The sequence below is a fragment of the Marinobacter zhanjiangensis genome (assembly GCF_014651935.1).
Taxonomy (GTDB): Bacteria; Pseudomonadota; Gammaproteobacteria; order Pseudomonadales; family Oleiphilaceae; genus Marinobacter; species Marinobacter zhanjiangensis.
Genome location: NZ_BMXV01000001.1, coordinates 361,037 through 387,400 on the forward strand (window position 1 = coordinate 361,037; position 26,364 = coordinate 387,400).

Below are 26,364 nucleotides of genomic sequence, written 5' to 3' on the forward strand. Positions count from 1 at the left end.
CTATGAGCACCCTGAGCCAAACCAATCCATCCACTCTGGCCGGCCGCTGGCTGGCCACCCTGGCGGACTTTTTCAACCCGCGTCAGCTGGCCTCACGGGCGCAGCAACTGTTGTTGCCGCTGGTGGGCATTGTGGTGTTTGCCGGTCTCTGGCAGGTGGCTGCACCCCAGGTTCAGACCTCCCTGGGCGCCTTTCCGGGGCCGGCCGATGTGGCCGAACAGACCGGGGCCCTGTGGCAGGAGCACCTGGACCAGCGGGCGCGGGCGGACAAGTACGTGACCATGCAGGAGCAGCGTAACGAGCGCATCCTGGCCGAAAACCCGGATGCGGAGGTGAAGATCCGCAGCTACCCGGGGGCGCCCACGTTTATTGATCAGATTGGCACCAGTCTGGTGACGGTGCTGGCGGGCTTTTTCCTGGCAACGGTCATCGCGGTGCCGCTGGGCATTGTGATCGGGCTGAACCGGCATGTGAATGCGGCGATCAATCCGCTGATCCAGGTGTTCAAGCCGGTGTCGCCGCTGGCGTGGCTGCCACTGGTGACCATGGTGGTGTCTGCCACTTATGTCAGTGACGACCCGATGTTCGAGAAGGCGTTCCTGACGTCGATGTTTACGGTGACCCTGTGCAGCCTGTGGCCGACGCTGATCAATACCAGTTTCGGGGTGGCGGCGGTCAATCCGGATCTGGTGAATGTGTCGAAGGTGCTGCGGCTGTCGTTCTGGACCCATGTGCGCAAGGTGGTTTTGCCGTCGTCGATTCCGATGATCTTTACCGGACTGCGGGTGTCTCTGGGGATTGCCTGGATGGTGCTGATTGCAGCGGAGATGCTGGCCCAGAACCCCGGCCTCGGGAAGTTTGTGTGGGATGAGTTCCAGAACGGCAGCAGTGAATCCCTGAGCCGGATCATGGTGGCGGTGCTAGCCATCGGGTTTATCGGGTTCCTGCTGGATCGGGGCATGTTGCTGATTCAGCGCAAGGTGGCCTGGAACGAATAACTTTTGGTATGGAGAACGCCGCAGTAGCTGGGGAAGTGGTTTGCCGGACACACCGTAAATACGTCCATGTAGGCTCGTCGAAAAGGTCCCTCTTTTCGACGGTCCGGCAAACCACTTCCCCACCCACTGCTCCTCCAACTTTGGGGAGAACGAAATGAGTAAGTCGCATCTAGAACTGACAGGCGTCCAGATGGCCTTTGATACCCAATCTGGCCCCTTTGTCGCCCTCGACAATCTGAACCTGAAAATCAACAAGGGGGAGTTTGTTTCCCTGATCGGCCACTCCGGCTGTGGCAAGTCTACCGTGCTGAACATCGTCGCCGGCCTGCTTAACGCCACTAAGGGCGGTTGTGTCCTCAATGGACATGAGGTGACAACGCCCGGGCCCGAGCGGGCGGTGGTGTTCCAGAATCACTCGCTGATGCCCTGGCTGACGGTGTACGAGAATGTGGAGCTGGCGGTGCAGCAGGTGTTCCGAAAGTCCATGAGCAGGAAAGAGCGGAAGGAGTGGATTCTGCACAACCTGGCGCTGGTTCATATGGACCATGCCATCGACAAGCGCCCCGGGGAGATTTCCGGGGGCATGGCGCAACGGGTGGGCATCGCCCGGGCGCTGGCCATGAAGCCCAGTGTGCTGCTGATGGATGAGCCGTTCGGGGCGCTGGATGCGCTGACCCGGGCGCATCTTCAGGACTCGCTGATGGAGATCCAGAAGGATCTGAACAACACGGTGATCATGATTACACACGATGTGGACGAGGCGGTGCTGCTGTCGGATCGGATCATCATGATGACCAACGGGCCGGCCGCCACGGTGGGCGAGGACCTGGCCATTGAGCTGCCCCGTCCCCGGGACCGGGTGACACTGGCCGACGACCCGGGCTATGTGCATTACCGTCAGGCCGTGATGTCGTTCCTCTATGAGAAGCAGCGCTTCCCGGATCAGGCGCAGAAGAAGGACGATACCCGGGATGATGAGGCAGACAGCGACAGTCGCCGTGGATTGCGGGCGATTGCCTAGTGTCCCGCAAAAGTCACTGGTGTGTTCGATATCGGTGCAGAAAACCGGGTGGTGAACGTTCAGAGGGCAGGGCTGCCCCGGCCGAAAAACCCCGGAAACATCTTATCCTTATGAACTGAAAGGATTAATTAATGCTGGCACGGTACTCGCTTTAACTCAGGTACGGATGATCGTCCCGGCCATGGACCGGCCGGACCATTCATCCAGGGGCCGCCGGCCCCACAGAACATCGTTGTTGGCATTGGCGCCGGACCATCGCTCTCCCTCGGGAGACCTGATGCTCCGGCTTTTTTTGGTCCCGCCAGAGCCAACCGGAACCTAACGGGAGCAGCCTTATGGACTCGAACACACTGGTAATTTGCGGACACGGCATGGTGGCCCAGCGACTGCTGGAGCAGCTGCACGACGGCGGCCACCCGTTCAGCCGGATCGTGGTGCTGGGTGCAGAACCGGACGCCGCCTACAACCGCGTGCTGTTGTCGTCCGTACTGGCTGGTGATGCCACCCTGGAACAGATCCGCCTGAAGGAAGACGACTGGTTCGATGCCGCAGGTATCGAGCGTTACTACGGCGCCCCGGTGACCGGCATTGACCGTGACAATAAACGGGTCGAGATCGCCGGCGGCGAGAGTTTCGACTACGACACCCTGGTACTGGCCACCGGCGCCCGTCCCGCCCCACTGGGTATCGAGGGCGAGGACCTGGACGGTGTGCTGAGCTTCCGGGATCTGCGGGACACACGCCGGCTGATCGAGCTGAGCAAGCGCCATGGCCGGGCCGTGGTCATCGGTGGTGGCTTCCTCGGCCTGGAGGCCGCCGAAGGCCTGCGCTGTCGCGGCATGGCCGTCACCGTACTGCATCGCAATCCGCACCTGTTGAACCGCCAGCTGGACACCACCGGCAGCCAACTGCTGGCCGATAGCCTGAAAGAACGCGGCCTGAGCATTCGTACCGGCCACTCACCCACGGCCCTGCTGGGCAAGCGCTGCGTACGGGCCGTTCAGCTGGATGATGACACCCTGATCAGCACCGACCTGGTGATTACCGCCGCCGGTATTACCCCCAACGCCGAGCTGGCCCGTACGGCGGGCCTCGATTGTGGCCGTGGCGTTCAGGTGGATCGCCGGATGCGCTCCAGTGACCCGGACATTTACGCCCTGGGTGAGTGCTGCGAAATCGATGGCCAGACTTTTGGCCTGGTGGACCCGGGTTATCAGCAGGCACAGGTTCTTGCAGGCGTTCTTCGCGAGCCTGCCAGCGACCAGATTTTCCAGTCCGCCAGCCAGCCTACCCGACTGAAGATCAGTGGTATCCCGATTTTTTCCTGCGGCCAGACCGGTGAGGACGGACAAACCGAATCCATTGTCTGGCACGACTATGAGCACAACCGTTACTGCCGGCTGCTGCTGAGCGATGGTCGCCTGGTGGGCACGGTGCTGTTTGGCGACACCACCGACGGCCCCTGGTACGCCGAGCAGATCGAGCTGGGCCATGACATGACCCCCTGGCGGGCCAACCTCGCCTTCGGCCCCGAGTACTGCCAACAAGCGGCCTGAACAACAGAATTCGAGATATTGAGAGAGGACAGAACCATGAGTAACAAGACCCTGATCGTGATCGGCAATGGCATGGTAGGCCACCACTTCCTGGAACAGTTTGCCGCCTCCCCCGCAGCCGATGACTACAACGTCATCGTGTTCGGTGAAGAAAAGCAGCTGGCCTATGACCGCGTGCATCTTTCCGAGTACTTCAGTGGCTCTACCCACGCCGACCTGGCCATGGGCACCGCTGACTGGTACACGGAAAACAACATCGACCTGCACCTGCACGAGCAGGTCGCCGGCATTGACCGGGAGGCTCGCACCGTCACCACGGCGAAGGGCAATTACCAGTACGATGAGCTGGTGCTGGCCACCGGTTCCTATCCGTTCGTGCCGCCCATTGACGGCAAGGACAACGACAACTGCTTTGTCTATCGCACCCTGGACGACCTGGATGCCATCCGCGCCTGTGCGGCCGGCGCCAAAACCGGTGTGGTGGTCGGCGGCGGCCTGCTAGGCCTGGAAGCGGCCAATGCCCTCAAGAGCCTGGGCCTGGACGCGCACGTGGTGGAATTCGCCCCGCGCCTGATGCCGGTGCAGCTGGACGAGGACGGCGGCGCCGTACTGCGTAACAAGATCGAGGAGCTGGGGGTTCAGGTACACAACGAGAAGGCCACCACCGGCATTGTCGACGGCGAAGACTGTCGCCTGCGCATGAACTTCAGCGACGACGACTTCCTGGAGACGGACCTGATCGTCTTCTCCGCCGGCATCCGCCCCCAGGACGCCCTGGCCCGCTTGTGCGAGCTGGACATTGGCGAGCGCGGCGGCATTGTCGTCGACAATCAATGCACCACCTCGGACCCACACATACACGCCATCGGCGAATGTGCCCTGTGGAACAAGCAGATCTTTGGCCTGGTGGCCCCCGGCTACACCATGGCCCGCACCCTGTCCGCCGTCCTGAATGGCGACGGAGAGGCCGCTTTCACCGGTGCCGACATGAGCACCAAGCTCAAGCTGCTGGGCGTGGATGTAGGTTCCATTGGCGACGCCCACGCCAATACCCCGGGCGCCCGCAACATCCGCTTCAATGACGAGAAGGCGGGGCACTACCGTCGCATGGTGGTCAGCGAGGATGGCAAGAAGGTTCTCGGGGCCATTCTGGTGGGCGATAACAGCCACTACGACACCCTGCTACAGTACGCCCTCAACGGCATCGACCTTCCGGAAAATCCGGAATCCCTGATCCTGCCGGAAAGCCAGGGCGGCGCCCCCACCCTGGGCCCGGACGCCCTGCCGGACACCGCGCAGATCTGCTCCTGCCACAACGTCAGCAAGGGGGACATCTGCTGCTCCATCGACGCCGGCGCCACGGACCTGGGTGCCGTGAAGGGTGAAACCAAGGCCAGCAGCGGCTGTGGCGGTTGTGCCGCCCTGCTCAAGAACGTGGTGGACAGCGAACTGGAAAAGCGCGGCGTGGAAGTCAGCAAGGATATCTGCGAGCACTTCCCTTACAGCCGCCAGGACCTGTTCAACATCGTCAAGGTCAATGGTATTCGCACCTTCCGCACACTGATTGAACAGCACGGCAGCGGCCATGGCTGCGATATCTGCAAGCCGGCGGTGGGCTCAATCCTGGCCACCTGCTGGAACGAGCACATCCTGGCCACGGACCATGTGCCCCTGCAGGACACCAACGATACCTTCATGGCCAACATGCAGAAGAACGGCACCTACTCCATCGTGCCTCGGGTACCGGGTGGCGAGATCACCCCGGACAAGCTGATCGTGCTGGGTGAGGTGGCCAAGGAGTACAACCTGTACACCAAGATCACCGGCGGCCAGCGGGTCGATCTGTTCGGTGCCACCCTGAGCGAGCTGCCGGAAATCTGGGAAAAGCTGATCGCCGCTGGCTTCGAGACCGGCCACGCCTACGGCAAGTCCCTGCGTACGGTGAAATCCTGTGTTGGTAATACCTGGTGTCGCTACGGTGTGCAGGACAGCACGGGCATGGCGATTTTCCTGGAAGACCGCTACAAGGGCCTGCGCGCGCCCCACAAGGTCAAGATGGGCGTGTCCGGCTGTACCCGGGAATGCGCCGAGGCGCAGAGCAAGGACATCGGCGTGATCGCCACCGAGAACGGCTGGAACCTTTACGTCTGCGGCAACGGTGGCATGCGCCCCCGTCATGCGGACCTGTTCGCCACCGATCTCGATGACGAGCAGCTGATCAAGACCATTGACCGTGTACTGATGTTCTACGTACGCACCGCCGATCGTCTGCAGCGCACCAGCGTGTGGATGGAAAACATGGAAGGCGGCCTGGACTACCTGAAAGAGGTGGTTCTGGAGAACAGCCTGGGTATCGGTGAGGAGCTGGAACAGCACATGGCGGATCTGGTGGGCACTTACCAGTGTGAGTGGAAGACCGCTGTGGAGGATCCGGAGAAGCGCAAACGTTTCCGCGAATTCGTGAATGCGCCGGAGAAGAAGGATCCGGTTCAGGTGTGGACTACCGAGCGGGATCAGCGGCGGCCCCTGCTTGAGACTGACGCCGAGCCGGCCTGAACATTCGGGTCCGCCGGGAATCCGTTGCGCCGGCCCCGGGAGTCTTTTTCTTCCGGAAATCGAAAACTCGCTGCGCTCAGACAACGATTCCCTGCAGAAAAAAACTCCCGGAGCCGCCACAACTCCGGGGCGGCAGCATCAGACAGTGAACATTTTTGAAACAAGGAGCATCATCATGAGAACCACAAGCCAATGGGACATCGTTTGCACCGTCGACGACCTGGTACCTGAATCCGGCATCGCTGTCTGGACCCCGGAGGGCCCCGTGGCCATTTTCTATATCCCCCACCGTCTGCCGGCGCTGTTCGCCATCAGCCACACCGACCCGTTCAGTGGCGCCAATGTGCTGGCCCGGGGCATCACCGGTGACCTGAAGGGCGAACCAGTGGTGGCCTCACCGCTGTACAAGCAACACTTCAACCTGGTTACCGGCCAGTGCCTGGAAGACGACAGCGTGAAAGTGAGGACCTATCGAGTGCTGCTGGACGGGAAAGCGGTAAGGCTTGAGGTAAGCAAGGCAAAGACCCTGGTCGAAGCAGCCTGATCCTCAGCGCATAGGCACGGAAGCCGGCTTTCCCCTTCAACGGCTTCCGTGCTTTTTCCAAAAGCCCCTCCAAGGCCAGAGGAGGTGGAGCCGGGGGTTTGTTTCTGCAGGGAATCGTTGTCTGAGCGCAGCGAGTTTTCGATTTCCGGAAGAAACAAATCCACGGCTCCGCCTCACCCCCCATACTCCAGCCACGAGGAACATAGGCGGAGTGGTCAGGCCTTCCGCCGAAACCCCAACACAAACACCGTCAGTGCCGGCAAAAACGTCACCGTCACCGTAGCCGCTCCCATCAGACCAAACAACACGATGGCCCCCACACCCCGATACAACTCGGTGCCTTCGCCGGGCAGGAACACCAGCGGTGACAACCCGCAGATGGTGGTCAACGTGGTCATGGCGATGGGCCGCAGGCGAGTCTGCACCGCGGCAACCACCGCCTCCACCACATCAACGCCCTTCTGCCTCAGGTTGTGCCGGGCCTGCTCCACCACCAGGATGGGGTTGTTCACCACCGTGCCCATCAGGATCAGGAAGCCGAGCATGCTGATCATGTCGAATGGTTGGCTGAGCGGCTGCAGGCCTATCTTCGGCAGCAGCCCACCCACCACGTTCATCAGCACAAGACCGACGATACCACCGGCCACACCCAGGGGAATGGCGGTCATGATCAGCAGCGGATAGCCCCAGTGGGCGAAAATGGCCACCAGCAACAGGTAGACGATGGCCAGGGCAATAATGAAATTGCCGGTCAGGGCATCGCGGGTGGCATTGAGCTGGTCGCTGGCGCCGGAGATATCCACATTGACGTTGGAGGGTAGCGCCCCGGAATCACGCATGTGGTCCAGCAACTCGGTACGCACCCGCTCCACTCCGGCTTCCAGGGGGACATCCCCCGGCGGAATCACGTTAAGGGTGACCGTGCGGCGGCCATCCACCCGGCGCACCTGGCTGGTGTCCACCGTTTCCTCGATGGTGGCCAGGCTCGACAGGGGCAGGGTGCTGCCGGTGGGCGTGTGTACCATGATATCCGGCAGTCGGGAGAGCTCCGTGTCCCGGCCCTGGCTGCCATACACGTAGATATCAATCTTGTCGTCATCGAGGAAGAAATCGTCTACATAGGCGCCCTCGGTCATCGCCGACACGGTGAAGCCGATGGCTTCAGTGCCCAGGCCCAGCTCCGCAGCCCGGTCCCAGTCCGGGCGTACCTGGATCAGTGGCTGGGCCAGGGTAAGGGTGGAGGGCTGGCTCTGGATGCGGGGATCGTCGAAAATCTCACGGGCACGGCCATAGGCCGCATTGGCCGCGCCATAGATGGACACCAGGTCCGGCCCCGAGATATCCAGGTTGATGCTGCGGGTGCCGCCGTCGTTGCTGGAGATGATAGAGCCCTTGGCGGCAAAGGCCCGCATGCCGGGGAACAGCCGGTAGAATCGGGTGATCTCGTCCATCAGGGCTTCGATATGGTTCGGATTCAGGGTCTCGGCTATGATGCGCAACCCGGTGGGTGACACCTGCATGTTCAGGTAGGCCATGGGCGGCACCCGGGTTTCACCGCTGGCATAGGCCTCGCCATCGGCATCCACGTGGGGCAGGAAGTGGTCCTCCACCTGCTCGGCAATGGCGCTCATTTCCGCCAGGTTATAGCCCGGTGGCGCGCTCATGGAGGCAAAAGTCTTGGGTTCCTCACCCTCTGGCAGATACTCCGCCGGCGGGGTCAGGAACAGGATCACCCACAGGCTCACGCCGATGGTGGCCAGAATCACCACCAGCCTTCTTGCCGGTGAGGCCACCAGCCAGCGAACCAGCCCCATGACCGCGGCCACCCAGCCTCCGGTGATCACGTTGCCATGCTCGTCCGTCTGCGCCCCCTGCTTACCGAAATCCAGCCGCGCGCTGAGTGTGGGTATCAGGGTCACCGCCACCAGCATGGAGGCCAGGATGGCGGCGGAAATGGCGATGGCGACGTCGGAATAGAGTTGCCCCGCCTCTTCCTCGATAAACAGGATCGGCAGGAACACCAGCATGGTGGTCATGGTGGACGCCAGAACCGCCGGCCATACCTCCTGCACGCCCTTCAGGGCCGATTCGAAACGATCCAGGCCCAGCCGCCGGTGTCGTTCAATGTTCTCCAGCACCACGATGGAATTGTCCACGGTCATGCCGATGGCAAAGGCAATGCCCGCCAGGGAGATCACGTTGATGGTGCGCCCGGTGATCATCAGACCGATAAATGCCGCAATGGCACACAGGGGGATGCCCACCACCCCGGCAAAGGTGGCTTTGGCGGAGCGCAGGAACAGGAACATGACCAGGGTGGCAAACACCGCGCCGATGCCCAGATTGGTCCACACATTGGCCACCGAGGCTTCCACGTAGCGGGCATCATCGGCGGTAAGTGCCAGTTCCATGCCGGCGGGCTCCAACAGCTCCCGGTTGATGGCCTCCACTTCCTCCAGCATGGCCCACTTGATGTCGATGACGTTGGAGCCGCTTTCACGACGCACCTGCAGGCCCAGGGTCTCCTGGCCATTGATGATGGAGCGTTCGCTGATGCGGGACGGGCCCTGGCTCACCTGCGCCACGTCTGCCAGCCGGATCACGCTGTCACCGCGACGGGCCACCACCAGGGCCTCCAGAGCCTCAATGTCGTCAAACCGGCCCACCGTTCGCAGCAGGTAACGTCGCTTGCCGGACTCGATCTCGCCCCCGGACACATCCTGGTTACGGCTGGTGATGGCATTGCGCAGATCCAGCAGGGTCAGGCCGCGCTGGGACAGAGCGGACTCGTCCACCCGTATCTGCATCTGCCGGCTGGCGCCGCCGCCCACGGTGACTTCCGACACACCCGCCACGCTCTCCATGCGCGGGCGCACCCGGTCTTCCACGAAATCCCGCATCAACTGGATGTCCAGTTCCCGGGGATTGTCCGGCAGTGTGGACACCCGGAAGTACATGAAGGCGTTGGCGGAGAAGGATGCCGCCACGATGCGGGGTTCGTCCACATTGCGGGGGTAGGAAGGCACCTGGCTCAAGGCGTTGTTCACCTGGATCAGGGTTTCGGTGATATCGACACCGAAGGGGAATTCCAGCTCGATCTCGGCACTGCCGCTGCCGGCGGTAGCGGTCATGCGGCTGAGGTTGGGCACATTGCGCAGGAAACGCTCCTGCTCGATCAGGATCTCCTTCTCGATATCCTGAGGTGTGGCCCCGGGCCAGCTGGTTTCCACGGTGACGGTGCGGGTTTCCAGGTCCGGGATCATCTGCACCGGTATGCGCAGGGCCGCTGCCGCACCCAGGATCGCGATGATCAGGGTGACCACGGTCACCAGGGTGCCATGGCGTATCACCGCTGCGAACATCAGCGGGCCTCCCGCCGGGAGATACGCACCGTCATGCCCTCATTCAGCGACTCGTTACCCCTTGAGACCACCTGGTCACCGGCCTCCAGGCCGTCGAGGATTTCCACCCGGTTGCGGAATCCCGATCCGGTCTGCACCCGCTTTTCAGTAACCGTGTAACGGTCGTCTTCCTCTGCCGGCTCGGCAATCCACACCGTTACGCGGCCTTCGGGGTAGCGGTTGATGGCGTCCCGGGAAACGGTCAGTCCCTGCGCGCCGGTACTGACCCGTAATACTGCTTCAACGGCCATGCCCGGCATCAACGGCACGTCGTCCGGAGCCGTCGCCCGCAGCAGGAAGGTTCTGGACGCCGCATCGGTAACCGGCACCCGGGAAGCAATGGTCAGGGGTACAGGCTCATCTCCGGCCGGGCCGGAAACCAGCAACAGTTCCGAGTCGTCATCCAGCCTGGGGAAATAAGCCTGGGCCACCTGGAAGTCGAGCCGCAGATTATCCAGATCCACCAGGGTCATCAGTTCATCGCCCGGGGTGACCCATTCGCCCACATCGCTGCCACGGCTGCTGACCACACCGGCAAAAGGCGCTTCGATACGGTGCCTCTCCAGAGCCGTGCGATAGCGGCTGACCTCGGCCCTGGTACGGGCCAGCGCCGCTTCCGCAACAGCTACTGCCGACTCCCGGGCGCGGATCTCGGTGGCGGCAATATTGCGCCCCGCCCCTACCGACTGAGCCTCGGAAAAACGCCGCCGGGCCTCCTCCAGACTCGCCTGGGCCTCCTGCTGCTGGGCCCGGGCACTGCTCAGCTCGTAACGGGCCTGTTCGTCATCAAGGTTGATCAGCCTTTCGCCCTGGGCAACGGTATCGCCGACATTGACACTGACGGTGTCTACCAGACCCGCCACAGACGTAGACAGACGGGAACGCCTCATGGCGTTGACGGTGCCGTTGAGGCGGGTTTCTTCGAAGACTGGCCGCTTGATGACTTCCGACAGCTGTACCCCGGGCATATCCTGGGCTGCCACCGCCATGGTCACCATAATGGAAACAAAAACCACCAGGCCGCGGCAGACCCTGTGGCAGTGGCTGGAGTGTCTGGGCATATCCCTCTCCCGTCGGTCAAAGAAACCCCTGAGTGCCCGGGCGTGCGCAATGATTTCAGGCCGTTGCCCTGTAATACTGACTGTAATGGCAACGTGTCGCCAATGCTACGAAGCGCCGACGCTTCCAGACCTATACAACTCTGCTACAGTTATTATGTCCCGTCCGGGTGATTTGCTCGCCTACTGATAAGGACTTCATCTATCCCCGAATTAATGGATCTGTAGGATTTTGGGGTGGCATTTGTAATCAAGTAGCGCCTCAATCGACGAAATTCGTGATAATCTTGGCGCACTTTAAAACAACACTATAAGAACCGAGTCGAGAGTCTGTGTTTCAGATACCGTGCCGGGTAACAACGGCCCGCTGCTCTACTACACGGACTTCTTGCCAGGGTCAGATGAAGACATGTCGGCAGAAACCATTGAACAGCGGATTCAGCGTGTCCAGGCGCTGCGCCTCAAACGCATGGCCTGGGGCTTTGCCAACCACGGCTGCACCACGCTCGCAGTAGTCGGCCTGTATCTGGGGGGGTTCCTGCCCCTTGCGCCGGCGATGGTATTCCTTGCCAGCAGCATCCTGATCGGCACGGTGCTGGTGCTGATGCTGCAGTTCGGGATCAACCTTCGCTTCCGCGATCCCAGCATGACCATGACCCAAATTCTCTGGCCCATCGTGCCTACCCTTTATGTCATGTTTTTTGTCGCCCTGCCCCAGGGACGCATCGTTTTCCTGCTGCTGGGCGCAGGTGGGCTGATGTTCGGCACCCTGGCCCTCAATCGACGTCAGATGCTGACCATCGCCTGGCTGTACTGGCTTGGCTATCTGGGCCTGGTAGTGTTGCTTACCTGGAGGAAACCGGAATATGTCTACTGGCCTCTGGAAGCGGTCACCCTGTTCGCCTATGGCTCGGTACTGTCCATTGTCGCCTACCTTGGCAGCTTTATTTCCAACCTGCGCCAGGAGCTTGGCATTCGCAATCGGGACCTCAAGCATGCCAACCTGGAACTGGTGGAACTGGCAACCCGCGATCCGCTGACCAGCCTGCCCAACCGCCGTACCGTGATGGAACAGTTCGAGAAGGAAGTGGCCCGCAGCGAACGGCAATCCGCCGGCCCCAAGGCACTGGGCATCAGCGTACTGGACATCGACCATTTCAAGCGCATCAACGACACCTATGGCCATCAGGCCGGGGACGAGATACTGCGCAAGGTCAGCCAGACCATTGAAGCCGCCATTCGCAAGGGCGACTACATCGGGCGCATTGGCGGGGAGGAGTTTCTGATCATCTTCCCGGAAACCACACCCGAGATGACCGTGCCCGCTGCCGATCGCATCAGGCGTGCCGTGGAAGCGCTCCGTTTCGAGGCCCTGCCGGAGGGTTACCGGGTCACGGTTTCCCAGGGTGTGGCTCTGCACCAGACAGGGGAAACCCTGGAATCCACCTTCAAGCGGGCTGACGAGGCCCTTTACCAGGCCAAGAACGGTGGCCGCAACCAGGTTCTGGCGGCCTGACTAATCCTGGCCTCCCAGCAGATGATCCAGCGGCTGACTGTAGCCGGGGGCAAAGACCTCCAGGAAATAAGCCACTTCCGGCAGATTGTCCTGCTCCAGACGCTGGCGTATCTGCCGCGCCGCCGGCTCGAATTCCCGGTTGCCCGCATGGATCTCGGACTCGCACTTCAGCAGCGCCGACAGACGATCAGCCGCCTTTACCAGCTCCGCCACATCACTGTCCCAGCGGGATTCCTGAATGTAGGGTGCAAAGTCCTCACGCAGATGCTCCGGCAGCAGGGCCAGCAACTCATCCGACGCCTTGTGCTCGATATCCCTGAAGGCTTCCCGCATGACGGCGGAGTGATACTTCACCGGGGTTGGCATGTCGCCGGTGATCACTTCGGTGGCGTCATGGTAAAGGGCCGCTGTAGCGGCCGTCTCGGGGTTGACGCTACCGCCGCACTCCCGGTTACGGATGACCGCCAGGGCATGGGCTATGGTGGCCACTTCCCAGGAGTGGGTGGCTACGTTTTCGTCGATGGCGTTGCGCATCAGCCCCCAGCGGCGAATCCACCGCAGGCGACCGATATAGGCAAAAAAATGACTGGCGCGCCGGCGGCTCATCGTGCCTCCAGCTGGAATTCAATGGCCACCTGATCGGCTTCGCCCTCACCGGGCTGCACCTCGTGGGCCCGCAGGAAAATCTGCTCGGCGGTAACGCCATACTCGTCTGTCAGCAGGCGCTTGAGCGACTGACCCCGTTGCGCGGCCAGAGCATCCAGAGCCCCTTCCTGCAGGCTTTCATCCTCCGCCAGGTCTGCTTCCAGTGCCGGCATATCGACACTCTCCACCGCCCGGCCCCGGATGTTCAGGACCAGACCGTCGCGGACCTTGAGTGCCTCGGCGACCTTTTCCATCTTGGTGTATTCCCCCATTACCAGGGTTGTCTCCCCCGGCATGAACGCCACCTCACCCAGCTCGTCCGGTGAGAATCCGGCCAGGTCGACCACCGAGCCCAGCAGGCTGAACGGCGACATGGCCGCCTTTACCAGCACACTGCGAAGGGTCTTCATCATCACCGGCCCCAGATTGAACTCGGGGTCCGCCAGGTTGCCATTCACCGAAATATCCAGAGTGACCCGGTCGTCGCTGTCACGGAGCAACGTCAGACCGAGTTTGACCGGGGCTGTGATGGAGGTGTCACTTTGCACAGCCTCCCCCAGTTCGAGGCGATCCAGAACCAGCGTCGTATCCGATTCCAGCCTGCTGCCGTAGAGATTGTAGGTGCCATCGGCTGACAGTCTGCCGCCATCCACCCGATAACCCAGATAGAAACCGAAGTAGGGGCTGATGACCGGCATCGAAAGGCCGTCCAGGGTCACGTCGAACCGTGAACGGTCGTCGGTACCCAGGGTGGCAATGGTGCCATCCGCCCGCAGTTCACCAGAGTCGTTCACTATTCCGCTAATGCTGAACTGCCCCTGCTGCGGCGTGACATTGCTCAGGCCCGAAACGGTAGCCGTGAGGTCATGGAGCCGGCTGGTAAAGGCCGGCCGGGGCGTCTGGTCGGTATAGCGGATCTCGGCATTGGCCATGTCCATCCGGGACAGCCGGAAGATAATGCCCTGCCGCTCCTGTTCAGTGTCGGCCTGATCATCGTCCGCAGTTGCCTCGGCAGGCTGCAGCAGGCGGGTGACATTGTGGGGCCGGTCACGGTAGTTGATCACGTTCAGTTCCGGCTCGGACACCGTCATGGTGCCGATCTCGAGTCGTGCTGGCGTAAAGTTGTATTCGATGGGATCCAGCCGCAGTTCTCGCCAGGTGACCACTGGCTCCGGCTCATCGGGAAGCTGGCCGTTGAAGTGACTGACACTGCCCCGTCCGCTGAAGGTACCGGTCAGGGGATCATCCTGGACATCGATATCGATGTTGCCGGCCAGGTTGAGCGTGCCGTCGCGGATGTCCATCTGGCTGAACTGCTGTAAATAGCCGTTGAACGGAGCCAGAACTACCTGATCCAGGTTGATGCCACCCTCGAAGGTCAGCGGGTGGAGAGTAAACTGGCCGTTGGCGGAGGCACTGCCACCTTCATCGAGGCTGGTTCGAACCTGGTAGCTGACGGGCTCCTCAAGCTGCTCGGTCATGGCACCCAGGTTCAGTTCCAGATCCTCCAGCGCCAGCTGTACCGGCGTGGCCGGGCGATTGTCCTGCCAGTCGATGGTGCTGCCGCTGACTGCCAGATCGCCTACCGACCACCGGAATCCCCCGGCATCTCCGTCCTCCCCGGCGGCAGGGCCCTGTAACGGGCGGGTCAGGTTCAGTTGCCCGTCACTCCCCATGACCGCGTTCAGGTGTAGCGCCTCCCCCTGCACCCTGGAAACCACCAGTTCAGGCCCTTCCAGGTTGAACGACACACCATTCAGGGACAGATTGCCGGCACTGGCCAGGGTGCTTTCCGGCTGACCGGGGTCCGTCAGCGCCAGGCCGCGGGCGGTCACTTCCCCTTCCCGCGTTGCCAGCGCCAGGCCCTGGTCATCAAAGGCAAGCTGGAACGCGGCGGTAAGAGAGATGCGCCCGTCCTGCAGGGACCAGGGCAGATACTGCCCCAGCCAATGCTGTACGGTCTCGGCCGAGACGTTGCTGAGGGCAAGGCGGCCGTTGGACCACAGCGGATCCAGGTTGAGGGTGCCACTCCAGTCCAGCACCTGTTCGTCCATCACCGCCTGCAGGCTGTATTCTCCGGCCTCGGCGCTCTCCCGGCTGGTCACGTCCAGCAGGGTGAGCTCCAGGGAGTCGATCAGAAATTCCCGGGACTCACCCTCGGCATCTTCGGTGAAGTCCCGAAAAAGAAGCCGTCCACCGTTGATCACGACTTCATCGAACACAACGTTGTCGGCGAAGGGTGCCTGTTCTTCGGTATCGGGGTCGGCATCACTGGCGCTCTGCTGCTCGCGCCAATCTTCGATCAGGTTGATGCGGTTGTTCTCAAGCAGGTCGACCCGCAGGAACGGATTGTCCAGCTCCAGATGCTCCACATGCACCGTGCCGCGCACCAGATCGAACAGCCCCAGGTTGAGCTCGATCGCTTGCGCCTCCAGAACCTGTTCGCCCGATGGGCCAGTGGCGGACAGCGCCTCCAGCGAGAAGGAAAAGGTAAAGGGATTGAAGCCGACGTCGGCGACCTCCGCAGACCAGCCCAGATGCTGCTGGAAACGCTCCGGAATGGCGGAGGACAGGTACAGGGGGATAAGGCCAAAACCGGTCACCAGATAGACCAGCCCCAGAACCAGCAGCCAGAACCACCAGCGGCGGTAAGCCGGTTTGCGTTGGGCAGTTTCGGTCACTGCATTCACTCCTTTGCGGTTCTCAAGTGCACCTGATCCTGAAAGAATATATAACCGTAGACCCGAACCCAACCTTTATAACAGGAAAGCCCGATGGACATAGGTGATATGCGCCGCGATTTCGAGAGCGAAGGCCTTGATCGCGAGCAGCTGGACAGCGACCCTGTCCGCCAGTTCGAGCACTGGTTCAATGATGCCCGCGAGGCCGGCATACTGGAACCCAACGCCATGTCACTGGCCACCAGCGGGCACGATCTGCAGCCGGACCTGCGCACCGTACTGTTGAAATACTTCGACCAGGAGGGCTTTGTTTTCTATACCAACTACGGCAGCCGCAAGGCCGGGGAACTGGAAGAAAACCCGAAGGCTGCGTTACTGTTCCCCTGGATCGGCCTGAATCGCCAGGTCATTGTGCAGGGCGAGGTAACCCGGGTCAGCAAGGCGGAATCCCTGCGCTATTTCTCCAGCCGTCCCAGGGGCAGTCAGCTGGGCGCCTGGGTGTCGGAACAGAGCCGGGTGATCAGCTCCCGCGGGCTGCTGGAGCAGAAAGTAGCCGAAATCAAACGCAAGTTCGGTGACGGGGAAGTACCGCTGCCCTCCTTCTGGGGCGGCTACCGGGTGGTGCCCCACCGTATTGAATTCTGGCAGGGGCGCCCGAGCCGCCTGCATGATCGTTTCGAATATCTCAGGAGCCATGATGGCTGGACAATCCAACGACTCCAACCCTGAGCCGGCGCGCGCCAGCATATCCGTGTGGCTGGGCCGGCAACCGCTGGAGCCCTATGACTTTCCCGACTGGCTGGGCGAGTACGAGCGGGAAGTGGCCTCCGGTATGGCCACCGGGCGGCTGATGGAATACGTGCACAGCCGCTGGCTGATACGCCAGGGACTCTATGGGGTCAGTGGCAGGCCGCCCCACCTGTGCCAGCCGGTCCATGGCCGGCCGGTGGTCTCCGCCGAGCCGGAGGGCTGGTTCCTGTCCCTCAGTCACAGCCATGGTATGTCGGCCTGTGCCATTTCATCGCACACCGGCATCGGAGTGGACATCGAACCCGTGTTCCGGGACTCCAGCTGGCGCAAGATTGCACGCCGCTGGTTCACCCCCGCGGAGCAGGACTGGCTGCTGTCGCAATCCAGTCAGGAGGCCTTTCTCAAGGTCTGGACGCTGAAGGAAGCCTGGCTCAAGGCCACCCGGCGGGGCATTGCCGGGAACCTTCGCACCCTGGAAGTAACCGCCAACCTGGAGCTGACCGGTGATCGCCCGGGTGAGAACTGGCACGCCGCCCTGACCGAAGCGGAAGGCTTCATGATTGCCGTGGTCTGGCAGGATGAATCCGCCGAAGCAGCACCTGAGCTGCATCTGGTCCACAATAATGATGAAGCCCATATGCGACCGGCAGAACTGGAACGCCTGGGTGAACAGCCCTGGGTGATCTGCCCGGTGAAGCAGCTGTCACCCGCACAGGAGGCCCGGGCATGACCGCCACGGACCCGCCCCGTGAGGGCGAACGCTGCCCCTGGTGTGGCACGGATCCGCTGTACGTGGACTACCACGACCGGGTCTGGGGCCGGCCCGAGACCCGTGACCGGGCGCTGTTCGAAAAACTGTGCCTCGACGGCCAGCAGGCGGGCCTGAGCTGGCTCACGATCCTGCGCAAACAGGACAACTACCGGGACGCCTACGACCAGTTCGATGCGGAGAAGATTGCCCGCTATGACGACCGCAAGGTGGAGGCGTTGCTGGCCAACCCCGGCATTATCCGCAACCGCCTCAAGGTGCAGTCAATCATCCGCAACGCCCGCAGCTACCTGGCTCTGCAGGAGAGGGGCGACTCCTTCAGCGAGTTCCTGTGGTCATTCGTGGACTACCGGCCCATCCAGAACCGGTGGCAGACGTTCGCCGAGGTGCCGGTAACCACGGCTGAAGCGGAAGCCATGTCAAAGGCCCTGAAGAAACAGGGCTTCAATTTTGTCGGACCGACCATTGTCTATGCCTTCATGCAGGCCACCGGCATGGTCAACGACCACCTGGTTCAGTGCCCGGCCCATGAACCCTGCCGCCAGTTGGGTACCAGTGTCCCGTTTGGTTGATTCGCTGACCTACTGCGTGATGCTGGGGCCACTTTTCTGAAGCGCCCGATGATCTTCCCCTGAGCCCGGCGCGTACAAGCTGCTACACCGAAACCATCGACCGAGACTGGGAAGCCGCTTGTGCGTATTACTCTTGCTGAACTCTACAGGCCCGGCACCGGGCCCATAGAGCTGTTGGAAATCCTGTCCCTGGAAGGTCAACGTTATATGGCCCGGCTGCGAATTGGCGACCAGACCCTGATACTGTCAGACCCCGGGGGCAGGACTCGTCTGTTCCGCAGCAGCTGGGAAGCCCAGGACACGCTGCGGGATATCCCCATCGACCGTACCGAAGTGGTTCACGCCTCCGCCTACAACGAGATGGTGGGCATGGATACCGCCGGAGTAGATCCCCTGCGCATCCAGCTTCAGAGGCAGAGCAGGTGATTGCCGTCCAGCGTCTTGCCATGCTGGTCGGACTGGCGGGTCTGATCCCCTTCCTGATCGGCGCTTTCGGCCTGTTTCTGATGCCGGCCCACGACGCCTGGCTGATCAAATGGTTCTACATCTATAGTGCCGGCATTCTGGCCTTCATGTCCGGCGTCTACTGGCCGGTGGCCATGCAGCTGGAAAACCGCTGCTACCCGCTGTCGCCGGTGGTGACCCTGGTTATCAGCCAGGTGCTTTTCCTGGCCGGAGGCCTTACCCTGCTGCTGCCCATGGGATGGCGGGCGGTGATCTATCCCGTGCTCTACCTGGCTGTGTGTCTGATTGACGTTCGCTGGCTGTATAACTACTGGCCCCGGTGGTATCGCAAACTACGCACCGGCCTCACCGCCGTGGTGGTCGCATGCCAGCTGATGGTGCTGGCATGGATGGTGATGAACTGAGCAGCGCCCGTGCCCTACCCTGAGCACAGACTAATGGCCTTTAACACAAGTGTTCAGGGTGCTCCGGTTTCCGGATTACTTTCCTCGAGATGCAACTGCTGAAGCTTACGGATAGCCGCTTTCTCGATCTGCCGTACTCGCTCGCGGCTGATGCCAAGATCGTCGGAAATGACCTGCAAGGTCTGTTCAGACTGCAGATTGATGCCGAAACGCCGCTTCAGCACTTCCCGCTCCCGTTCATTCAGCTGAACCATCAGTCCCGCCAGCAGGCGAACGCGATCACGGCCGCGCATCAGGTCTGCCGGGTCGAGCTGATCATCCATCAGGGTGTCGCCCAGAGAGGCACTGCCCTCACCGCCCTGGGGCAGCTCCGTGGAGAGTTCGCCAGCGGCAAAGCCACGGATCTCGCTGATCCTGGAAGGCGATACTTCCATTTCCTGCGCCAGCTCGCTCTGACGGGGCGTGCGGGCCAGGCGATGGTGCAGACGCATGGTGACACTCTGGAGTTGCCGGATTTCGTCAATGATGTGATCCGGGGTATGTACCACCCGCTGCCCACGCTTCTGGCTGCGACGCACCTCCTCGGTAATCCACCAGTAGGCATAGGTAGAGAAACGGAAGCCCCGGGCGGGATCAAAACGGTCCACCGCCTTGATCAGCCCCACGTTGGCTTCCTGGATCAGGTCGGACATGCCGCTGCCACCGGAATGCTCATGGCGGCGTGCGATATGGACGGCGAGCCGCAGATTGCTGCGAATCAGCAGCTCGCGGCTTCTTTCCACCAGCAATCGGGCCCTTCGGGCACGCACGCTGTCGGGCAGGGCGTCATAACACGCCCTGGCTTCACGAATCGTGGCGGGCTCCGGCTGGCCGGCAAGCTCACCGACTGTCGCAAAACTTCGTGACAGGCGTCGCGCCAGCCGCTGCTCGCGTTCAACAGTTAGCATGTCGTTGTCGGATACATCCCGGAAATACCGCGCTACCAGGCTCTCCGGAAATTCATCGAAGATCAGTTTACTCATTGGCACTCCGGTTCTGGCTTCTGACTGGATCACCCGCATAGGTCAGGGGTGTTTAAAGTCTGTACGACACCGGATATGACGCGGATTGCCGCAAGGCCTGAGAGCGACGATTGCAGGGGAAAGACAGATAGAGAGGCAGGAGAGCAAGGCGACGGAAGAAGGGAGACCGGCGAGCATCCGGCAATCAAAGGCCGCACACTCACCGGTGAGGAGGCAAGACAACCTCCCTTACCGCCGGGCCGAGCGACCGGTCCGACCCGACGATAACCTGTTGCCGCGAGGAAGGGCTTCCTCAGGCAGCCACGATGGCATATTCGTGGTTGTGGGGCTCGATAAGCACACCGTGGAGGGCCACGATCGCCTTCTCGTAGTAGTCTTCATCCACCACAAACTGGATATCCACCTGGCGCATGCACTGGTGAAGGGCCAGTACGCTGATCTCCTCGTCGGCCAGTGCCTTCACGGACCGGGCCAGAATACCCGGAACCTTCATGTCACTGCCGATAGCCGACACCAGGGCCACCTTGCGGGTACTGAGCTCGCCGTTCGGGAACTCTTCCTCAAGAGCCTTCACCACCCGCTTGACGTGCTTGAGCGTGCTGTTCACGTAATGGGTAATGGTGTTGGCATTGGTATCCTTGGATACGAAGCGCACCTTGAAGCGGGTCAGGATGTCGAGAATCCGGCGGTCACTCCCCGGCTCGCCCTGCATGTCCTGATCGAACACTTCGATGGCGAATATGCCCTTGGCACCGGCAATGATCTCGACACGGGCTTTTTCACTGACGTAGTCGCCGGTGATCAGGGTACCGGTGTGCTCCGGCTCGAAGGTGTTCATCACCCGCAGGGGAATCTCGTTCTGGCGCAGGCCCTTGCCGGCACGGGGGTGAATGGCCTCCATACCCAGGTTGGCCAGCTGGTCCGCCACGTCGTAGTTAGTGCGGCCCAGGGGCACCACCTTGTCGGCGCCGACAATGTTGGGGTCGGCGGAACTCAGGTGATATTCCTTGTGGATAACGGCTTCACGGGCATTGCTGATCACTGCCACGCGGCTGAAGGTCATCTCGCTGTAGCCCCGGTCGAAGGTGCGCATCAGGCCTTCCTTGCACTGGGCGTAGCCGGTCACGATGGGCAGTTCACGGGTGAGGTCAACCGCATCGAAGGCCTGCTTGAGCTTCTCGTCCAGGGGCAGCAGCTCGTTGTCACGCCAGCCGGTGAGGTCCACAAAGCGGGCGTTGATGCCTTCCTGCTGCAGCTTCAGGGCGGTGTTGAAGGCACTGTGTGCCTCGCCAATGCCGGCCAGCATCTCGCGGACGGTCAGCAGGTGCTCTTCAAGCTGGAACTGGCCATAGGAGCACAGCCGCTGCAGGTCGATCAGGCAGCCCCGCACACCCTCGACACGGTCGGTGATGAACTGGTCCGCCTGCTGCTTGAGCATGGGGTCGGCAAACAGCTCACCGTTGATGTCGGTGAGGAACCTCACCAGCTTGGTGAGATCATCCGCCCAGGCCCAATCGGACTCGGCGTCGGCGAACAGGGCATAGACCCCCGGCTCACCGGTTTTCTTGTGCTCCAGAAGTTCATCGGTGACCCCGCCGTAGGCGGAAACCACGAAGATCCTCTGGTAAAGATCTTCCTTCTTGCGGTCGCCGATGATGATGTTGTCACGGACCGCCTCATAGTTGCTCATGGAGGTACCGCCGATCTTCTCGACGGTATGCAATTGGCTAGTCATGGTGTTTCCGTTGTTATCCTGCAGAATGAATGGTCAGGGAGATCAGCAAGTGTCTCAGGACGCTTCACTGATCCCTTCCTGCATGATTTCGTCCACACTCTCAGCCAGAATTCTAGCACCTTTTTTCAGGTCATCCTCACTGGTGGTGAGCGGCATCAGGCACTTGATAACCTCATCGTTGGGGCCACTGGTCTCGATAATCAGCCCCTTTTCAAAGGCGCGGGCGGTGATGGCATCGGTCAGCTCGGCATTCTTCGCCTCGATACCGCGCATCAGGCCACGGCCCTTGACGTGGAATTCGCCCGGGTACTTGTCGCAGATGGACTGCAGGGCATCACCCAGCACCTTGCTTCTGGCCTTCACTTCATTGGCGAAGGCGTCGTCCTTCCAGTAGGTCTCGATTGCGGTACGAGCGGTGACAAACGCCATGCTGTTACCGCGGAAGGTCCCGTTATGCTCGCCGGATTCCCAGATGTCCAGTTCCGGCTTGAACAGCACCAGTGCCATGGGCAGGCCATAGCCGCTCAGGGACTTGGATACGGTCACCATGTCCGGCGTGATGCCGGCAAACTCGAAGCTGAAGAACTCACCGGTGCGGCCATTGCCCGCCTGGATATCATCCAGAATCAGCAGCATGTCGTGTTTCTTGCAAAGCTTCTCGAGACCCTGCAACCACTCGGCGCGTGCGGTATTCAGACCACCCTCGCCCTGGACCGCTTCCACAATCACCGCGGCCGGGGTTTCGAAACCGGACGAGCCATCGGAGAGCACCTTGTCCATGATGGCCAGGGAATCGACATCTTCACCCAGGTAGCCGTCATAGAACATGAAATCCACATTGCCAAGTGGCGTACCCACGCCACCGCGGTGGTGCTTGTTACCCGTCGCGGCGACAGCGCCGGTGGTAACACCGTGGAAGCCATTGGTGAAAGAGATAATACCGGTACGGCCTTTCACCTTGCGGGCCAGCTTCAGGGCCGCTTCCACGCAGTTGGTTCCGGTGGGGCCGGTGAACTGCATCTTGTAGTTCAGGCCGCGGGGCTCAAGAATGTGCTTTTTATAAGACTCGATGAAGTCGTGCTTGGCGGTGGTGAACAGATCGAGGCCCTGGCTGACGCCGTCGGACTCGATGTACTCCAGCAGTGCCTTTTTCAGCACGTCATTGTTGTGGCCGTAGTTCAGGGAACCGGCGCCGGCCAGGAAGTCCAGATACTCCTTGCCGTCTTCGGTATACAGGTGCGCGTTCTTGGCCCGGTTGAAAATGACCGGAAAAGCCCGTGAATAAACGCGAACTTCGGATTCAGTAGACTTGAAGATTTCCATTGTCTTGCCTCTTAGCATATAGGTTCGAGGTGGAAATGCGGGGTGCCCGGACGGGGTTCGGTCGCGACCGGCACACCGCACAGTGTCAGGGGCAACAGTGGCAGAGGTTCCTCTGGCCCTCTGCCTGCCCATTGAAACCATGTGGTTGCGATCGACTCAGCCCTTCCGGGTAAAGGGCCCGATACGAAGCAGGAATTCGGAATCGTGCTGGCCACCGAAGTGCAGTTCTTTCTCGAAATGCTCGTGGTACTTCACTTCAGCGCCCATGTCCCGGGCAAACGAACGGAACAGTGCCCAGGATGCTTCGTTGTCCTCGGTGATCGTGGTTTCCATATGCGTAACGTTACGGCACGCTTCACGGCCCACGATTTCCTTGAGCATCTTCTTGGCAAGCCCCTTGCCGCGACCCTTCTCGTGAACGGCCACCTGCCAGACAAAAACAGTGTCGGGCTGCTGCGGGGGAATATATCCGGAGATAAAGCCGACCAGTTCGCCGTCTATCTCCGCGGCCACGCCGGTGTCGGCAAAGTGGCTGCACTGCAGGAGGTTGCAGTAGATGGAGTTGGGATCCAGCGGAGGGCACTCCGCGACCAGCTGATGAAGCCGGTAGCCATCATCCTTGACCGGTACGCGGAGGGTGATGGCGGTGGTATTTGAACCTTCGGTTGTCATGTTCAGCCTTTTCGCTGCAAACGTTAGTGGTGAATTATATAGACCACAAAACAAAAATCAACCGGGCCAAGTGGCCTGAACCGAGCCTCAGCCACCGGCAGACATCTCCGGCAGCGATCACGTTCAGTAATACTAGATCACTTTTCCACCCGCTCCTATGTCGTGGATCAATTGTTTCACGGTCAGACCCGTTCCGTTAAGGATACGATGGCGATATGACAGGGCGGCGTCACTACCCGCCGGCCAGAGCCGATCGAACAGGGTCACCCAGGATTTCAGGGGAAAGTGCACTGGCACCAGCGCCGCGCTGAATGGCAGCACGGACGGCAGCGAAAAGGCCCCCTCCGGCGGTGGGGATACGGCGATACGGGCCGCCAGACCCGCCGTGTCTCCCGCCAGGTTGCCCATGCCCGCGGAGCCGTTATTCAGGAAAAGACGGTGCCGGCCATCGACGGTCAGGCTGCGCATGACCGGCAGGCAGGTATGGCTACTGACAATGACATCGGCGCCGGTCTCGTGGAACCAGTCAGCCAGCGCCTCGACCCCTTGGGATTCAACCACTTCATGGGACAACCCCCATCCTGCCAGGGACTCGGGATCACCATGCAGAACAACAACCTTTAGGCCTCCAAACAACAGGCATCGGTAACGGGGCAGACCCGCCAGCCGATCCTGCAGATCGGAATGGTTTGCCGCCACCGACTGAAGGCGTGCCATGATGCGATTGGAACGCTCAACCACCCCATCGTCCACAAACTCCGGGTAGGCACAGCCGCAACCGGCGCCGTCGCCCGGGCGGGCCAGCTCGTACTCCACGTTGCCGGTTATCGCGCCATGGTCCAGCACGCGGGCATTGATGTTGCGGAACAGCTCATCATCGGCGTTAAACCAGTTGAAGTCGCCATTGAACAGCAGTTGCACTCGCTGCCCCCGGGCCCGCTCCCGTTCGGCCATGGCTTCCACCTCATCCAGCGCAAGGGGGTTGCCATACAGCCCACCGACGACGTAAAGCACGTCAGCATCACAGGCAAGCGGGTTGCGCACCAGATCACCGGGCCGGTAACGATAATGCAGCGGACAGGTGCGGCCCTCGATCATGAGCCTGTTTCCGCAGTCGGAAGCGCCCGCCCCGCCAGCCGGCGGATCACCAGGGGGAGGAAAAAGCCGGCGGTACAGATCAGGATGCCCCAGGCGTTGGTGCCCAGCAGCAGGGCATAGGCCCCTTCACCAATGGCCCAGGACTGGGGAATCCAGCCAATGGTCATCAGCACCCCCAGGGTCAGCCCGCCCCAGAAGCTCAGGTGAAAGCTCCAGGGCGACCAGCGGGTGAAGCCATAGAACAGGAATACCGGCGCCAGCCCCATCACCATGGTACCGGAGATGGTGGTCGCCTTGAGGATATCGGTACCGGCAAACATCGGCAGGTTGCCGAGTACGGCGAAAATGATCATCACCGCCGCCCCCACCTTGATACTCGGCAACCGGTCAGCCGCGCTGCGCATCAGGCGGGGCAGGTCCACGGCAATGGACTTGGAGAAGGACGTGAATGTGGAGTCGAGCGTCGAGCCGGCGGAGGTCATCATCACCACGCTCATCAGGAACAGCGCCGTCAGCCCCAGGGACTGGCCGACAGCGGCAGGGGCGTTGCCATCCGCGGCAATACCATTAAACTGCGCATGCACCCCCACCAGACTGAAGATGAACACCGCCACGAACCCCAGCAGGCCCGCCACCACGAAACTCTTCAGCATGGTCTTTTCCCGGTTCACAAACCCCCGGTCAGTGAGTACCGGGTCGTGAAAGGGGTAGCTGAACAACTGCAGCCCGGCCACCAGCAGCAGGTCCATGCCGGCGTCGAGACGGAACTCGCCGGTGGTCAGCAGGGTGCTGGTGTCGTTGGCCGGTATGATCAGGAACAGTACCGCCGCCACGAAGAACACGAACACCACGGCCTGAATGACATCGGTAAAGATGGAGCTGCGCAAGCCGCCTTTGAGACTGTAGGCCAGGGTAAAGGCCGTGAACACCATGGCGGCGGTGTAGTAGGGCCACTCGCCGGGACTGCCGAAATAGCCGCCCACTACGGCGGTGTTGCTCCATACCTCGTTATAGAGCCGGATCAGGATGGCGGCGGCAAAGCTCAGGGAGGCCAGGCGCCCGAAGCGGGAGGTAAGGAATTCCTGCAGGCTGCCAGAGCCGGTCTGGGTGCGGATCAGGTAGATGATGTAGCCGGCCACCGGGATCGACAGCCAGTAGGCGGCATAGGCCAGGCCCCCGGTCACCCCGTAGGCAGCGCCAAGATTGGCTGCGTTGGTCACTGACTTGGCGAAAATCCAGCTGATAAAGATGGAGGCGGTCAGCGACCACTGGCCTACCGGCCTTCCCTTGTCATCGGCTCCCTTGTAGAAGGAGGCGGCATTGCGGCTTTTCGGGGACAGGGCGTACATCACCGCCCCGTAAACGATCAGGAAACCCCAGAACAGGGTGGCCTCAGTGCCTGTCATTCTTTTTCCTCTTGACTGAGTCCATGGTAGGAGCGACCGATAAACTCCGCTGTGTTTATCCCCTCTCCCCTGGAGGGAGAGGGTTAGGGTGAGGGGGAGCGCCCGTAGGGCGCCTTAAGGCAGACGTAGGCGCTGGGCCGCCCCACCCTCACCCCAACCCCTCTCCCCTCAA

At 61.4% G+C, this 26,364-nt stretch carries 21 protein-coding genes; 11 read left to right on the forward strand and 10 right to left on the reverse strand.

Going from position 1 to position 26,364, the window contains the following annotated elements:
* The first annotated feature begins 2 nt into the window (after positions 1–2).
* From IE079_RS01615 to nirD, 5 genes are all read left to right on the forward strand, one after another.
* The gene (locus IE079_RS01615; RefSeq protein ID WP_189571825.1) at positions 3–998 is read left to right on the forward strand and encodes an ABC transporter permease; all 996 of its coding nucleotides are present in this window, start codon (positions 3–5) and stop codon (positions 996–998) included.
* 190 nt (positions 999–1,188) lie between these two features.
* Positions 1,189–2,019 carry an ABC transporter ATP-binding protein gene (locus IE079_RS01620; protein WP_227712290.1) on the forward strand — a complete coding sequence of 277 codons (831 nt, stop codon included), beginning with the start codon at positions 1,189–1,191 and terminating at the stop codon, positions 2,017–2,019.
* 335 nt (positions 2,020–2,354) lie between these two features.
* A complete protein-coding gene (locus tag IE079_RS01625; protein ID WP_189571830.1) occupies positions 2,355–3,575 on the forward strand; it encodes an NAD(P)/FAD-dependent oxidoreductase in 1,221 nt (406 codons plus the stop codon).
* Positions 3,576–3,611: 36 nt separating this feature from the next.
* The gene (nirB, locus tag IE079_RS01630; protein WP_189571832.1) at positions 3,612–6,131 is read left to right on the forward strand and encodes a nitrite reductase large subunit NirB; all 2,520 of its coding nucleotides are present in this window, start codon (positions 3,612–3,614) and stop codon (positions 6,129–6,131) included.
* Positions 6,132–6,306: 175 nt separating this feature from the next.
* Positions 6,307–6,675, forward strand: coding sequence for a nitrite reductase small subunit NirD (gene nirD / locus IE079_RS01635; protein ID WP_189571834.1), 369 nt, complete (start codon positions 6,307–6,309; stop codon positions 6,673–6,675).
* A gap of 215 nt (positions 6,676–6,890) precedes the next feature.
* Here the strand turns inward: nirD and IE079_RS01640 are convergent, their stop codons facing one another.
* Both IE079_RS01640 and IE079_RS01645 read right to left on the reverse strand, forming a co-directional pair.
* Entirely contained in the window at positions 6,891–10,037 is a 3,147-nt protein-coding gene (locus tag IE079_RS01640) for an efflux RND transporter permease subunit (RefSeq protein WP_189571836.1), read from the reverse strand.
* Positions 10,037–11,137 (reverse strand): efflux RND transporter periplasmic adaptor subunit, encoded by a 1,101-nt coding sequence (locus IE079_RS01645; protein WP_189571838.1) that lies wholly within the window; start codon positions 11,135–11,137, stop codon positions 10,037–10,039. The genes IE079_RS01640 and IE079_RS01645 overlap by 1 nt, the downstream gene beginning before the upstream one ends.
* Before the next feature lie 406 nt (positions 11,138–11,543).
* On the opposite strand from IE079_RS01645, the gene IE079_RS01650 reads away from it, so the two are divergent.
* Complete coding sequence (locus IE079_RS01650; protein WP_189571840.1) at positions 11,544–12,650, forward strand: GGDEF domain-containing protein; 1,107 nt, start codon at positions 11,544–11,546, stop codon at positions 12,648–12,650.
* Here the strand turns inward: IE079_RS01650 and yfbR are convergent, their stop codons facing one another.
* Positions 12,651–13,256, reverse strand: coding sequence for a 5'-deoxynucleotidase (gene yfbR, locus IE079_RS01655; protein WP_189571843.1), 606 nt, complete (start codon positions 13,254–13,256; stop codon positions 12,651–12,653).
* The gene (locus IE079_RS01660) at positions 13,253–15,976 is read right to left on the reverse strand and encodes a DUF748 domain-containing protein (protein ID WP_189571846.1); all 2,724 of its coding nucleotides are present in this window, start codon (positions 15,974–15,976) and stop codon (positions 13,253–13,255) included. The genes yfbR and IE079_RS01660 overlap by 4 nt, the downstream gene beginning before the upstream one ends.
* Positions 15,977–16,069: 93 nt before the next feature.
* Between IE079_RS01660 and pdxH the strand changes: the two genes are divergently transcribed.
* The 5 genes from pdxH (at position 16,070) to IE079_RS01685 (ending at position 18,936) form a co-directional block, all read left to right on the forward strand.
* The gene (gene pdxH / locus IE079_RS01665; RefSeq protein WP_189571849.1) at positions 16,070–16,705 is read left to right on the forward strand and encodes a pyridoxamine 5'-phosphate oxidase; all 636 of its coding nucleotides are present in this window, start codon (positions 16,070–16,072) and stop codon (positions 16,703–16,705) included.
* Positions 16,674–17,456 carry a 4'-phosphopantetheinyl transferase family protein gene (locus IE079_RS01670; RefSeq protein WP_189571852.1) on the forward strand — a complete coding sequence of 261 codons (783 nt, stop codon included), beginning with the start codon at positions 16,674–16,676 and terminating at the stop codon, positions 17,454–17,456. Before pdxH ends, IE079_RS01670 begins: the two co-directional genes overlap by 32 nt.
* Entirely contained in the window at positions 17,453–18,067 is a 615-nt protein-coding gene (locus IE079_RS01675) for a DNA-3-methyladenine glycosylase I (protein WP_189571855.1), read from the forward strand. The genes IE079_RS01670 and IE079_RS01675 overlap by 4 nt, the downstream gene beginning before the upstream one ends.
* A gap of 120 nt (positions 18,068–18,187) precedes the next feature.
* On the forward strand, positions 18,188–18,493 hold the full coding sequence (locus IE079_RS01680; protein WP_189571858.1) for a DUF6482 family protein: 306 nt from the start codon (positions 18,188–18,190) through the stop codon (positions 18,491–18,493).
* Positions 18,490–18,936, forward strand: coding sequence for a DUF3429 domain-containing protein (locus IE079_RS01685; RefSeq protein ID WP_189571860.1), 447 nt, complete (start codon positions 18,490–18,492; stop codon positions 18,934–18,936). The genes IE079_RS01680 and IE079_RS01685 overlap by 4 nt, the downstream gene beginning before the upstream one ends.
* Before the next feature lie 53 nt (positions 18,937–18,989).
* Here IE079_RS01685 and IE079_RS01690 read toward each other — a convergent pair whose 3' ends face one another.
* The 6 genes from IE079_RS01690 to IE079_RS01715 form a co-directional block, all read right to left on the reverse strand.
* Positions 18,990–19,958, reverse strand: coding sequence for a sigma-70 family RNA polymerase sigma factor (locus IE079_RS01690; RefSeq protein WP_227712244.1), 969 nt, complete (start codon positions 19,956–19,958; stop codon positions 18,990–18,992).
* Positions 19,959–20,250: 292 nt separating this feature from the next.
* Positions 20,251–21,693 (reverse strand): aspartate kinase, encoded by a 1,443-nt coding sequence (locus tag IE079_RS01695; protein ID WP_189571864.1) that lies wholly within the window; start codon positions 21,691–21,693, stop codon positions 20,251–20,253.
* Positions 21,694–21,747: 54 nt separating this feature from the next.
* Entirely contained in the window at positions 21,748–23,016 is a 1,269-nt protein-coding gene (gene ectB / locus IE079_RS01700; RefSeq protein WP_189571866.1) for a diaminobutyrate--2-oxoglutarate transaminase, read from the reverse strand.
* 156 nt (positions 23,017–23,172) lie between these two features.
* On the reverse strand, positions 23,173–23,688 hold the full coding sequence (gene ectA / locus IE079_RS01705) for a diaminobutyrate acetyltransferase (RefSeq protein ID WP_189571868.1): 516 nt from the start codon (positions 23,686–23,688) through the stop codon (positions 23,173–23,175).
* A 132-nt stretch (positions 23,689–23,820) separates the two neighbouring features.
* A complete protein-coding gene (locus tag IE079_RS01710; protein WP_189571870.1) occupies positions 23,821–24,786 on the reverse strand; it encodes a metallophosphoesterase family protein in 966 nt (321 codons plus the stop codon).
* The gene (locus IE079_RS01715; RefSeq protein WP_189571873.1) at positions 24,783–26,192 is read right to left on the reverse strand and encodes a sodium:solute symporter family transporter; all 1,410 of its coding nucleotides are present in this window, start codon (positions 26,190–26,192) and stop codon (positions 24,783–24,785) included. Before IE079_RS01715 ends, IE079_RS01710 begins: the two co-directional genes overlap by 4 nt.
* Positions 26,193–26,364: the final 172 nt, after the last annotated feature.